The following is a 12361-nucleotide window of genomic DNA, read 5'->3' as shown; positions in this document are numbered from 1 at the left end:
CATTAAATTTTTTTGAATTACATCATTAGATTGTTTTTCTTATTATATCAGAAGTATATGCTGATTCCGCATTCCGCCAACCAGGAAGTGGCTTAGGCTTGCTCTTCTTTTTTGAGGGACAGGGACATATGCTGATAAGGTAAGCGACCTCTTCTTCAAAAGGGGGATAGGGCGGGACATGAAAAGAAGAGCGAGATGGCGGAGCAGAGGAGCGGGCAAGCCGCGGAGCCGGAGGAAGGTATGGCTGATCGGTGCGCTCATATTCCTGATCCTGCTGCTGCAATTTTTTGCGTATGTAGAAAACCATTTAAAGCCTCCAATTATGCATCTGGCTAAAATCCGCATGAAGCAGATCGGAACAGATGCCATCAATGAAGCCATTGCTTCACAGGTGGCAGAGGGCAGAAACGCGGAGCAGCTGATTGACTGGAAAATGGATTCCTCCGGAAAAGTCTCCGGATTTATGCTGAATTATGCCGAGCATATGAAAATCACTTCGGATACCTTTAAAGTCGTTCAAACCACACTGCAAAACAAACATATGCTCTCTGAGAGTATCCCGCTCGGTCAAGCACTGGGAAGTCCACTCATCGCTTCGTTTGGGCCGAATGTTCCAATCCGTATTGAGCCTCAAGGGGCCGTTAAGGTGGATCTGAATACGAGGGAAAAGGATGCCGGTATTAACATGGTACTGGTAGAAGTCTACATCCATGTGACAGTTGAGGTGGCTGTTGTTGTTCCTTTCGATATGGAGCCGGAGGTCATTGATACGGAAATTCCGGTTTCTTATCTGATGGTGGTAGGGGATGTGCCGATGTACTATTACAACAGCCAGGGGCAGCCAGTAGGAAATGCGGGCGCTCCGAATATTGCACTGCCTGGAATTACGGGAAACGCTGCCTCCTCACAAACAGGCCAAAGCGGACATGGAAAAGAAACACCTGCCATTCCGGGAATATCTACCGGGGAATCGGGAGAGTCCAGTGAAAAGAGCGATGAATCAAAAACCTCAGAAACAAAGTAATGCCGAGTAAGTTTCACGGCCCGAGCCATAGTAAAGTTGTAAAAGAAAAAGGAACCCCTGTACTTCAGGAGGTTCCTTTTTTGCTTTTTTTGATTGCCTGCCGTTCCTCCGTTTCCCAGTGGCGCAGCAGTGGGTAGGGATCAAAGGACCATTCAACAAGTCCGCTGTCCCGGTAAATGCCATAATGCAGATGAGGCGGGAATTTACCCTGTGTTCCTGGCTTTCCATATCCTGAGCTTCCGACCCAGCCGATCGTTTGACCCGGGAGTACGATATCGCCCTGTTTCAGGCTTTTTTCATAACCCTGCAAATGCGCATAGTAGTGGTAGCGATTATCCAGATCCCGTATTCCGATACGCCAGCCGCCAAACGGATTCCATCCCTTCAGTTCCACAATGCCGTAGCAAGTGCTTCTTACCGGCATGCCATAAGGTGCAAAAATATCTGTCCCCTCATGAATCCGGTATCCGCCCCAGCTTCGGCCGGTTCCCCATGTGCTTCGATATGCGTAAGAATCCGAGATGGGAAGGGGGAATGCATGACCCGACAGGTCGAGTGTATGGAACTTTTCATACAGCTTGGAAAATTGACGGATGCGCTGTACGGAGCGGCTATTATGATAATATTCCCAAAGGGCTATGCTGAAATCATCCTCGGACTGCCCGTAACGAAGCAGGTAGGAGGCCATGCTGTATAGCACATCCATATCATTGTTCATATCTGCCTGCCCATCGCCCGAGCCGTCTTTGCCATAACCGTTAAAAATACTGATGGAGCGTGGGTTGCTGTCGCTCTGGTCAGGGTTGAACAAGCCGGTCCACACCGGTTCATTCATAAAAATGCCCGTTAACCGCGCTGGATGATGTCGATCCTTCGGATGAACCTTCGTTAGCGTATGTTCATATTGATCAATTGCAGCCAGACGATACCACGGGATATGGGTGACTGCGGCAATGCTCTCGTAGAGCTTTTTTCTTGAGGTAAGTATTTCCTCTCGGCTCATCTTGTCCAGGGACTCCGCGGATTGCGTAAGAGTGGGACTGGAAGAAGAACCCCATGCAGGAGAAGCAATGGTTCCGAAGACAATCACTGCGGCAGCAGCGCAAATTATTGAACGGCGGGTTATACTCAGCTTTGAAACAGATAATCTCATCGTCAACCTCCTGCTAGCAGCTCATAGGCTTTTTTTCCGGACTGGACGGGCATATGCATAGAGTGATACAAGAGAAGTCATTTTATCCCGCTTGGTAAATGGAAGTATTTTGGGTAAGTTCATGATATAATATGGGGCATGCAGCAGTTAATCATGAGCGAAAGAAGGTCAGATCATTGCCTAATCAAACCGTCAAGGAGCCAAAGCCGGACTGGATTCGCATCAAACTGACGACCGGTGACAATTATCAAGAGATCAAGAGCATGATGCGCTCGAAGACACTACATACCGTGTGTGAAGAAGCGCGTTGCCCTAACATATATGAATGCTGGGCAAACCGTACAGCGACTTTTATGATTTTGGGTGATATATGTACACGTGCCTGCCGTTTTTGCGCAGTCAATACGGGCAGACCTACCGAGCTTGACCTGCAGGAGCCTGACCGGGTGGCTGAAGCCGCTGAGAACATGGGGCTGCAGCACTGTGTTGTCACAAGCGTCGCACGGGATGACCTTTCCGATGGAGGAGCGATGATTTTTGCCGAAACCGTCAAGGCTGTCCGCAAGCGCTTGCCGCTGTGCAGTGTCGAGGTCCTCATTCCTGACTTTATGGGAAACTGGGATGCTCTGAAAGTCGTGATGGACGCCAAACCGGATATTTTGAATCATAATATCGAAACCGTTGAACGTATGTCGAATCGTGTTCGCGCCAAAGCGAAATATGACCGTTCTTTAGAGCTTTTGAAAAGAGCAAAGGAAATGCAGCCTAATATTCCGACCAAATCGAGCATTATGCTGGGTGTAGGGGAAGAATGGGATGAAATTTTGCAGGCGATGGACGATTTGCGTGCTGTGAACTGCGATATCATGACGATTGGCCAATATTTGCAGCCATCTCCGAAGCATTTGAACGTCGTTAAATACTATCATCCAGATGAGTTTGCCAAGCTGAAGGAAGAAGGCATGAAGAGAGGGTTCAGCCACGTGGAATCAGGCCCGCTCGTCCGCAGCTCCTACCATGCGCATGAGCAGGTAAAATCGGCGGCAAGCCAGAAATAATAATGATTGATTTTTTTTGAATGAAAGGCAGGGGGAGCACATTTGATTCTCATTGGCGGAAAAAGCTACGAGCTGCTGAAAGACCATAAAAACGGCTGGAACCCTGAAGCCTTTCGTGAGCGGTACAGCGAGGTGCTGGATCGCTACGATTACATTATCGGAGACTGGGGCTATAACCAGCTTCGGTTAAAGGGATTTTACCGGGATAAGCATCCTAAATCCACCAAAGATACAGCCTTTTCCGGCATGGTGGATTACATCAACGAATACTGCAATTTCGGATGTGCTTATTTCGTCTTGCAAAAGAACCGGGAGGCCCAGCCGAAGGATAAAGAAAAGCCAGAAAAGCCCGAAAAACCGGATAAACCCGAAAAGCTTGATAAGACTGAAAAGATTGAAAAGTCTGATAAGACTGAAAAGGTTGAAAAGACTGAAAGGTCTGAAAAGACCGAGAAGTCTGAGAAGCCGGAGAAGGTAAAAAGCGGTTCCCAATAGGGAGCCGCTTTTTTTATATACTTAAATATCATAAGTCATCGTTTATCCAAGAAAGGCTTCGCGAACGCGGTTCCAGAACGGAAACGGGCGATAACGGGCAAAGCTTACCTTTTCTTTTGCAACCTGGCAGCGCACCGAGATCAAATCATCTACCTGAATGTTGACATGATCAATGGTGAGCAAAAGACGCTGTTCCTTCCGCGAGAAAATATCCGTGTGATGATGCTTTGGCAGCAGCAAAGGGGAACCCATCGTACGGAACACACGGTTGTTGATGGAGGCAATTTCCGCTATTTGCAGCGCCTCAATCGTCGGATGCACCATGGCCCCGCCAAGACTTTTGTTGTAAGCCGTGCTGCCGGATGGAGTCGAGATACAGATCCCGTCACCACGGAACATTTCAAAGGTCTGGTCGTTAATATCTACTTGGGCAACGACCGTTCCATCCACGCCTTTTAGCGTGAATTCATTGAGTGCAATATAAGAAGCATTGCCCGATTTTCTGTGAATTTCCAGCTCAAGCAGCGGGTATCTGACGATCCGCGGACGGATGGAGCCGGACTTGCTGGCAGAGCTCATCAGGTCGATCAGCTGGGGCAGCTCGTCTGCCTGCCAGTCAGCATAGAATCCGAGATGGCCGGTATGAACGCCAACAAAAGCAATATCGGGAATGTGGTCAATAAACGTATGAAAGGCATGAAGCATGGTACCGTCTCCGCCAATCGAAATGACAATCTCGGGAGATTCGGCATCCAATCGAAACCCGCGTTGTGCGGCTAGCTTATGGAACTGCTCGCTCAAATCAACGGACAACTGATCACCGCGATCCAGGACATAATATCTCAAGAGAGTTAAGCTCCTTTATTTGGGTATATAACGATCATAAACAATATCGGAGCATAACACAATGTTCATTTGGCTGGATTGCGCTTTCCAGCACGCCATAAGGTGCGGATCAAGGACCATACTGAAGAGGCCACGATCATGAAGACAATCAGGATGCAGAAGAATGCAATTCGATCCGTAATGCCGCCTGCAGCCGAAGCGATGCCCATTTCCGGTAGAGGGCTAAATACGGGAGAAGGCATGAAGCTGCCCATGAGCGGATTCCATAGCAGCATGACAAGAACCGATGCCAGAATGGCATGAATCAGACGTGCAATCATAAAGGGCAGGTAGCGCAAATTGGTTGCATGTAAAATGCTCGCAATCTGGGCGTGAACCGAAAGTCCTCCCCAGGATAGAATAAATGCCGCTGCAGCCGCTTTATATGGCAAAGGTACAGAAGAAGCCGCTTCTCCCGCAGAACGTGCTCCTAAGGTTACTTCAAATAGCCCTCCCACCAGCGCTTCAGACAATGAAGGGGGAAAGCCAACAGCCGTGAGCATTTGATCGAGAATAAAATAAAGGATTCTCATTACACCGGCCTGTGTTAACAGCTCCAGGAACACCGAAAAGAATACAACTAACCCTCCTACGACAATAATAAGCTTTAAAGAGGATTCAACCGCTTGCCGCAGCATTTCACCCATGCCTCGGCCGTCCTGCATTCTCGCCTGATGCATAGCGGCAAACGCTCTCTGAACGCGTCTGTCTTTTACAGCGGCTTCAGCAGTAGCCTTTGGAGCCATGCGTGAAGCGTTTGAACCGTCCGGTGTGGCACTCTGTTTACCGTGAAAGCGCATGAGGAGCCCGATCAGGAATCCACCGCCGTAATGGGCAGCCGCCAGAATGACAGCAATTTTAGGGTCATGAAAAAATCCTACGGATACCGCACCGATCAGAAAGATAGGGTCCGACGATGTTGTAAAGGCCACCAGCCGTTCTCCCTCGTCCCGCGTAACCATATTTTGCTCCCACAGCTTGGCCGTCAGCTTGGCTCCGATTGGATAGCCGGAAACATAACCCATAGCTGCGACAAAGCCTCCGCTGCCCGGAATGCGGAAGAGCGGCTTCATCAACGGATCCATGAGCGTACCAAATAAATGCACGATTCCAAAGCCCAGCATCATCTCCGAAATGATAAAGAACGGGAACAGGGAAGGGAAGAGAACATCCCACCAGATGGCCAGTCCACGCAGGGCGGATTCGAGGTAAGCCCCGGGAAAAAAGAGCATGAGAAGGAGCAAACTGACGAGCGAAGCCATCATAAGCGGAAGACCCAGCTTTTTTACGGACATAGTCACACCTTCCTGTTCATGAATGGGTCATTCGAATCAATCCTGTTTTCCTAATTTTATGTTTTGCATCGGACAAACAGTACAAAATATGTTAGAAAGCGTTTACAAAAAATAATGTTTTTTTGACGAATGTATGTTAAAATATACAAACCAACTACTATTCAATATTCAAATTTCAATATATGGATGGAGTGATGAGATCATGAGTTTTGTCGCCGGTGTTCTTGTCTGCGCTTTCGTGTATGTCATTCGCGCCTCACTGGTCCATTCCGGCGAAGAGGATTGGAGCAGCTACTGAATACGCCAAGGTGCTAAACAAACGTTTAGCGCCTTTTTTTGTTTTTTGATATAATGGAAATAATTTTCACTTGCTAAAAAATGGAGCCATGACGCCTCATTCGGCTTTCGGGTCCTGCTTGTCATTTTTGCATCATACACCTTGGATCGTGGGAGATCTAGACGAAAGACATGAAAGGAACGTGGGGATGTGACTTTAGAACCTCTATACTCCATCAAAATAGCCTGTTATTACTGCGAACATGAATTTAATTCCTCTCGCGTGCGTCCAAGCTTCAAAAAAGCCATCCGGACGGATTCTGATTTTTGTTCCTATTACAAGGATGAAAATCCAGATTATTATGTTGTCAGAGTTTGTCCGAAATGCGGATTCGCTTCCACGGAAAATTCGACGGAGCGGCTGAATGACTCCCAGAAAAAACGCTTTGCCGACAAAATCAGCAGCCGCTGGATAGAGCGTGATTTCAACGGGCACAGGGAATGGGAAGCTGCCCTTGAGACGTACAAGCTTGCTCTGCTGGTTGCTCAAACGATTGGAGAAAAGGAGCGGATCGTTGCAAGTCTCCTTCATCACATTGCCTGGCTGTATCGTTATAGAGGGGATGAAGAGCAGGAGCAGCGTTTCTTGAAATATTCTTTGGATTCGTACATAAAGGTTTATGAACTTGAAGGCGTAGGGGCTAATAATGCCCGTCTGCTCTATTTGATCGGGGAAATGAACCGTCGAATCGGTGAATTCAGCCAAGCGGTCAAATGGTTCTCAAGAGTCATAAACGACAAGAATATTATTGATGCAGCGATGATCCGTGCTTCCCGTGAGCAATGGGGGGTTCTGCGCGAGCAAATGGTGGCGAGGAAATTGGAGCTTCCAGACGAAATGAAGCAGGCCTAAAATGAACATGAAGCAAAAACACGCATAGATCATGCGTGTTTTGTTTAAGGGGTTATCGTTTTCCTAGCGCACGGGATGATCGAACCGAAGATAGTCGTTATCCGTCTCGATCACATTTAACCGGCTGCTGCAGCAGGGGAAGACGACCAGCTTTTTTCTGCCTTCATTGACGGCTTTCAGTTCACTGGGCTTGATGTTCAACATCACATTCCCGGCTCCGCAAAAAGGGCATTCATGCACATAAATGCCGCCCATTTGCTTATCGTAAGGCCATGTATTGGCAAAAGGAATCATTGTCCGTCCTTCTTGTCAGCTTGATCCTCATCCGGTTGTTCTTTGCCAAGCTCAGCGATTTTTTGCAGCAAAATATGCTGCGGCATGTGCATGAGATTTTCAAGCGGAACTCCCAATTTTTCCGACAGCTTTACAGCCGTTTCCGGTGATATTTGCAATGGTCTCATGACGAGTATCCCTCCAATGGATCTATTAATGCCTAGACTTTCTTAAGAAAACAACAACAAATGCGGTCTGGCTACTGTGGAATTACGTCGATAGACGTTTTCTTATAGTTATACACCTTATCATGAAAACCAATCAAATGAAATCCTAAACAAAGGAATGGTGATCTGTAATGAATAACAATTTAAAATTGACATGGGATCTGGAGTCCATTTTTCCGGGAGGATCCGCATCTTCCGAATATTTAGCGTACCTGGACACTCTGGAACAGGATCTTCTGAAGCTGAAAAAGGATGTTAACGCCGCTGGTGCGCCAACGAGTCTTGAAGAAACCAAGCCTTTTGATGCCGTCATTTCTTCTCTGGGAAGCTGTATTTCCCGCCTCTCGGAGGGCAGTGCTTTTGTCAGCTGTCTTCAGGCACAGAATCAAGGGGATACCAAAGCGGTTCAGCTCGCCGGACGAATCACAAACTTGCATGCGCTTTTGAACACCATCATGACACAATTCGATGATATCCTTGGCCGCACGAATGATGAGACATGGAAAGCCTGGATGGGCCGCGCTGAGATTCATCCAATTGCTTTTGTATTGAATGAGAGCCGGGATCAAGCCCGTGAAAAGCTGAGTCCGGAGCTTGAAAGTCTGGCGCTGGATCTGGCCGTGGACGGATACCATGGTTGGAGCGACCATTATGACACGGTTGTGAGCCATGTGAAAATTCCATTTGAAGTCAATGGCGAAACGGTGCAGCTTTCCGCCGGGCAAGCTCATAACAAGCTTTATGATGCCGATAAAGAAGTCCGTGATGCCATGTTCGTGAAATGGAAGGAAGCTTGGGCTGATAAAGCCGATTACTGCGGAGACACGCTGAACCATCTCGGCGGCTTCAGATTGAAGCTGTATGAGCGCCGCGGCTGGGATGAAGTTCTGAAGGAGCCTTTGGCTATTAACCGCATGTCCAATGCAACGCTGGATGCGATGTGGAGCGTTATTCAAGACAACAAATCGATGCTTTTGAAATACATGGAACGCAAAGCCAAACTCCTCGGGGTTGAGAAGCTGAGCTGGGTGGATGTTGATGCTCCAATTGGAAAGGTTTCTACCAAGGTGTCTTACCAGGAAGCAGCGGAGACCATCGTAGAACAGTTCCGTAAATTCAGTCCGAAAATGGCCGACTTTGCCGAAATGGCATTCGATAAATCATGGATTGAAGCGGAAGATCGCCCTGGCAAACGTCCTGGTGGCTTTTGTACTTCACTTCCGGTCAGCAAAGCAACCCGTATTTTCATGACGTACAGTGGAACGGCTTCCAATGTTTCCACGCTAGCACATGAATTGGGTCACGGCTACCATCAGCATGTGATGGATGATTTGCCTGTGTTCAACCAAAATTATGCTATGAATGTCGCTGAAACGGCATCAACCCTTGCCGAAATGATCGTTGCTGACGCAATGGTGAAGAAAGCAGGCGACGAGCAGGAGAAGCTGGCTTTGCTGGAAGACAAGATCCAACGCAGCGTAGCCTTCTACATGAATATTCATGCCCGCTTCCTGTTTGAGACCCGCTTCTACGAAAAACGTAAAAATGGACTTTTAAGCGTTCAAGAGTTGAACGATCTGATGGAGGAAGCACAGAAGGAAGCTTATTGCGATGCGCTGTCTGCTTATGAACCAACGTTCTGGTGTTCTAAGCTTCATTTCTATATCACTGGCGTGCCGTTCTATAACTTCCCGTACACCTTCGGTTATATGTTTAGCACAGGCATTTATGCACAGGCTCTACAGCAGGGCGCAAGCTTTGCGGATAAATATGATGCTTTGCTTCAGGATACCGGTGCTATGACGGTTGAGGAGCTTGCGAAGAAGCATCTGAACGCTGATTTAACAGGACATGATTTCTGGCAGAGTGCTTCTGATCTGCTACAGCAAGATATTGAGGAATTTTTGGGCATGACGGAAGAATTGGCGTAAATTCTGCAGGTTTGCAAAAAAGCTCATTATATCTGTAAACAAAAACAGGAAGATCCGCTTAATCGCGCTATCTTCCTGTTTTTTTTGTTTCGGCATGAAACCCTAGGGAAAATCATTTATTTTGTCAGATAAACCAGAAAAATAGCGGATTTTTGGCGAGAAATAAATCAAAAAAATGAAAATAATAGTAATAAATACCCAATTTTGTTTGAAATTGTTGTGTGATTCAGCACCCTGTCTTATAATGAGTCATAAGCCCTAAAGAGTTTTGACGAAAGTTGAAGAGAGGAGGAAGAAAATGATAAAAACCGAGCAATTATCCCTAGCAAGACAGCTTGATATGGTATTTAAAGAGCTTGAAGAAGAACTTTCAGGGCTATCCTCGGGAACTGTATTTGTGCAAATACGCAATAATGCTATTGGCAAATTCGGGATCCGTCATAATCCGCTGGAGGGTCGAAATGGAGAGCTCCGCTCTGCAGATTCAGGGCTCTCTCCGGTGCAATATTCTTCATTCCGAATCATGGCGCTTGAAAGTTTGAAATACAAACGACACTGGACCCATGGCGAGATTAGCTACGAATTTGCTGTACGGCAGGGCATGATTGTGGTCGATGCTACGCTGGAATCCAATTATAACATGGCTAATTTGATGATTCGCTACCCAAGACATACATATCCGGATCCACTTACTGAAATTTTTTAATCAAACAGCACTCATATATGACTTTTTTATATTAGCATCACAAACGATAATGCTTTCCGAGTGGCGAAAAGCTTGATTAGTTAGACGACATAATAAGGGTTTTTGCAAGTTATAAAGCGCAAAAAAAGGCAACCTTTTTACAAAGGCTGCCTTTTTCTTACGGATTAGACCGTTTGATCAGCAGGTGCGGCTCACGCCTTGCCGCTGATCGACATGATATCACATTTACAAATGCCGAAAGCAGATTATTGACGACCAGAAAGCTGCTGTTCTGCCATTTGCACCAGACGTTTTGTGATATAACCTCCCAAAGAACCAGTCTCACGGGAAGTCATATTACCGTAGTATCCGTCTTGAGGGATTTGAACGCCCAGCTCCTGAGCAGCTTCATACTTCATTTGTTGAAGTGCGGAGTTTGCTTGAGGTACTACCAGGTTGTTGGAACGGTTGCTGCGTCCTTGGTTTTGTCCTGCTTGACCCATGTGTTGTCACCTCCTTTGAACTTGTTGAAGTTATTATGGATATAAAGATTTGAAAACATACAGCAAAAGAGAACAAAAATAACTGGAAATTATTAGATGGAAAATCGAAAAGGCGGCCTCCCGATATGCATCGGAAAACCGCCTGGTTTCATTGTTATTTTATGATTGAACAGGGTAAACCATATTCAAATGCAAATCCATTTCTATGGACTGCTTGGGCTCCAAGCGAATCAGTCCTGTAACATCCGGGCCAACCGGGAGGTTAGGGGCATTCGGCAGCCAAGTATAAGGTTCGATGCAGAGGAACTCATTGGCCTCACCCTTGGTATACAGCACCCAGTGCTTATAATATGCGGAATCTGCTGAATATTTGAATCCATAGCCATCGCTGCGCATCAGGGTCGCCTCTACAGGCTGGCCTTTTCCGATTCGAAGCAGTGTGTCAAAATTGGTTCCTTGCATATTTAGTCCTTTATTAAGCTGCTCCAGCGGTCCTAAAGGCAGAACTTCACCCGTTGTGAGTAAGTCCTGATCCAGACCATAAATCGCATCCACTGGCAGCTGGAGGGTCCAGTCACCGGGTTTTTCGTCAAGGAGAAACCAGGTATGAAAACCAATGCCGAAAGGTACAGGCTGCTCACCCAAATGTGTAACCCTTAAACGCTGGGTCAAATGATCGCCCTGCAGGCGCATGGTCATCTCAAGCTTTAGAGGAGCCGGAAACTGTTCCATCCAGTGAGGATCGTCCGCGGTCAGGAATTCGGTGGTAACCGCGCAGCCGTCCTCATCTTCCTCAATATCGCTGACTCTCCAAGGCTGTGTACGGTGCAGCCCGTGAATATGATTGTCACCAGCGGTATTGCGGTCGAATTGGTACTCGCGGCCTTCATATTCAAAATGGCCTCCGCGAATTCTGCCTGGCGGAATGAGCATCGGCATACCGAAATGATAGGGTTTTTGCATATAAAATGCCAAATCATTTTCATCGGGTCTTCGGATGACTTGTCTGCTCTGGATGTTGTCCCAAATGGAAATCACATTGTTCCCCAGCCACGGCAGCAGCGTGACTTCAAGCTCACGACTATGAAGGATGTACGTGTCGTAACCATTCCATTGCCCTTTGGTCACTTGTTTCATATCGATGCTCCTTTTCCCACTATAATTCAGATCGTTACGTTTGATACTTATAGAGTTATCATAACAGATTTTGCGGTGATACGTAAAAAAACGCCTTCGTTGCAGTTCACAGAAATCATATTTTCATAAAAAAGGGATTTGACAATTTGGCAAGTTCAGCTATATCATAGGCATTGCATAAAGGCTTTTAATGATTATGGTAACACGATGACAGGGACAAGTAAGCAAAGACGGCATAACCTTCAGAAAGCCGGTGGTTGATGTGAACCGGTGGAGCCGATTTTGCCGAATGGACCCATGAGTGCCGAGTTGAACGGAAGAAGCTTCTTCCCGCGTAGGCCGGCCGGATCATTCCACGTTAAGGAATTCAAGGCTGTTTCGGACCTTTAGTTTGCATTTGTTCAAGTTGAGCAATCATTCTAATGACGGTCAGCAAATAAGGGTGGCACCACGGTCTCACGTCCCTTCAGGGCGTGGGGCCTTTTTGTATATTTAAATGAATTAAT

13 protein-coding genes are annotated in these 12361 nt (G+C 47.0%); 6 read left to right on the top strand and 7 right to left on the bottom strand.

Features of this window, described 5'->3' with window-relative positions; all coding sequences use genetic code 11:
* Window positions 1-178 precede the first annotated feature (178 nt).
* Window positions 179-1024: a sporulation protein YunB gene (gene yunB, locus KJS65_RS23810; protein WP_213652311.1), complete on the top strand. Its 846-nt coding sequence runs from the start codon at window positions 179-181 to the stop codon at window positions 1022-1024.
* 64 nt (window positions 1025-1088) lie between these two features.
* Here the strand turns inward: yunB and KJS65_RS23805 are convergent, their stop codons facing one another.
* Window positions 1089-2177 (bottom strand): M23 family metallopeptidase, encoded by a 1089-nt coding sequence (locus KJS65_RS23805; RefSeq protein ID WP_213652310.1) that lies wholly within the window; start codon window positions 2175-2177, stop codon window positions 1089-1091.
* A gap of 176 nt (window positions 2178-2353) precedes the next feature.
* On the opposite strand from KJS65_RS23805, the gene lipA reads away from it, so the two are divergent.
* Both lipA and KJS65_RS23795 read left to right on the top strand, forming a co-directional pair.
* On the top strand, window positions 2354-3235 hold the full coding sequence (lipA, locus tag KJS65_RS23800) for a lipoyl synthase (protein WP_213652309.1): 882 nt from the start codon (window positions 2354-2356) through the stop codon (window positions 3233-3235).
* Between the two features lie 42 nt (window positions 3236-3277).
* On the top strand, window positions 3278-3730 hold the full coding sequence (locus KJS65_RS23795; protein WP_213652308.1) for a YutD family protein: 453 nt from the start codon (window positions 3278-3280) through the stop codon (window positions 3728-3730).
* 42 nt (window positions 3731-3772) lie between these two features.
* On the opposite strand, the gene KJS65_RS23790 is transcribed toward KJS65_RS23795, so the two are convergent.
* On the bottom strand, window positions 3773-4576 hold the full coding sequence (locus KJS65_RS23790; protein WP_136603639.1) for an NAD kinase: 804 nt from the start codon (window positions 4574-4576) through the stop codon (window positions 3773-3775).
* Between the two features lie 65 nt (window positions 4577-4641).
* Window positions 4642-5910, bottom strand: coding sequence for a sporulation integral membrane protein YlbJ (ylbJ, locus tag KJS65_RS23785; RefSeq protein WP_213652307.1), 1269 nt, complete (start codon window positions 5908-5910; stop codon window positions 4642-4644).
* A gap of 487 nt (window positions 5911-6397) precedes the next feature.
* Between ylbJ and KJS65_RS23780 the strand changes: the two genes are divergently transcribed.
* A complete protein-coding gene (locus KJS65_RS23780; RefSeq protein WP_213652306.1) occupies window positions 6398-7099 on the top strand; it encodes a DUF2225 domain-containing protein in 702 nt (233 codons plus the stop codon).
* 63 nt (window positions 7100-7162) lie between these two features.
* On the opposite strand, the gene KJS65_RS23775 is transcribed toward KJS65_RS23780, so the two are convergent.
* Window positions 7163-7393, bottom strand: a complete 231-nt coding sequence (locus KJS65_RS23775) for a hypothetical protein (protein ID WP_213652305.1) — start codon at window positions 7391-7393, stop codon at window positions 7163-7165.
* Window positions 7390-7560 (bottom strand): YycC family protein, encoded by a 171-nt coding sequence (locus KJS65_RS23770; protein WP_213652304.1) that lies wholly within the window; start codon window positions 7558-7560, stop codon window positions 7390-7392. Before KJS65_RS23770 ends, KJS65_RS23775 begins: the two co-directional genes overlap by 4 nt.
* A 170-nt stretch (window positions 7561-7730) precedes the next feature.
* Between KJS65_RS23770 and KJS65_RS23765 the strand changes: the two genes are divergently transcribed.
* The gene (locus KJS65_RS23765; RefSeq protein ID WP_213652303.1) at window positions 7731-9530 is read left to right on the top strand and encodes a M3 family oligoendopeptidase; all 1800 of its coding nucleotides are present in this window, start codon (window positions 7731-7733) and stop codon (window positions 9528-9530) included.
* 298 nt (window positions 9531-9828) lie between these two features.
* A complete protein-coding gene (locus KJS65_RS23760; RefSeq protein WP_213652302.1) occupies window positions 9829-10236 on the top strand; it encodes an O-methyltransferase in 408 nt (135 codons plus the stop codon).
* A gap of 245 nt (window positions 10237-10481) precedes the next feature.
* On the opposite strand, the gene KJS65_RS23755 is transcribed toward KJS65_RS23760, so the two are convergent.
* Together KJS65_RS23755 and KJS65_RS23750 are read right to left on the bottom strand one after the other, a co-directional pair.
* A complete protein-coding gene (locus tag KJS65_RS23755) occupies window positions 10482-10718 on the bottom strand; it encodes an alpha/beta-type small acid-soluble spore protein (RefSeq protein ID WP_136603646.1) in 237 nt (78 codons plus the stop codon).
* A 159-nt stretch (window positions 10719-10877) separates the two neighbouring features.
* The gene (locus KJS65_RS23750; RefSeq protein ID WP_213652301.1) at window positions 10878-11855 is read right to left on the bottom strand and encodes an aldose 1-epimerase; all 978 of its coding nucleotides are present in this window, start codon (window positions 11853-11855) and stop codon (window positions 10878-10880) included.
* Between the last annotated feature and the right edge of the window lie 506 nt (window positions 11856-12361).

Source organism: Paenibacillus sp. J23TS9 (genome assembly GCF_018403225.1).
In the GTDB taxonomy this organism is placed as follows: Bacteria; Bacillota; Bacilli; order Paenibacillales; family Paenibacillaceae; genus Paenibacillus_AQ.
This window is presented reverse-complemented; position numbering and strand designations above follow the sequence as displayed.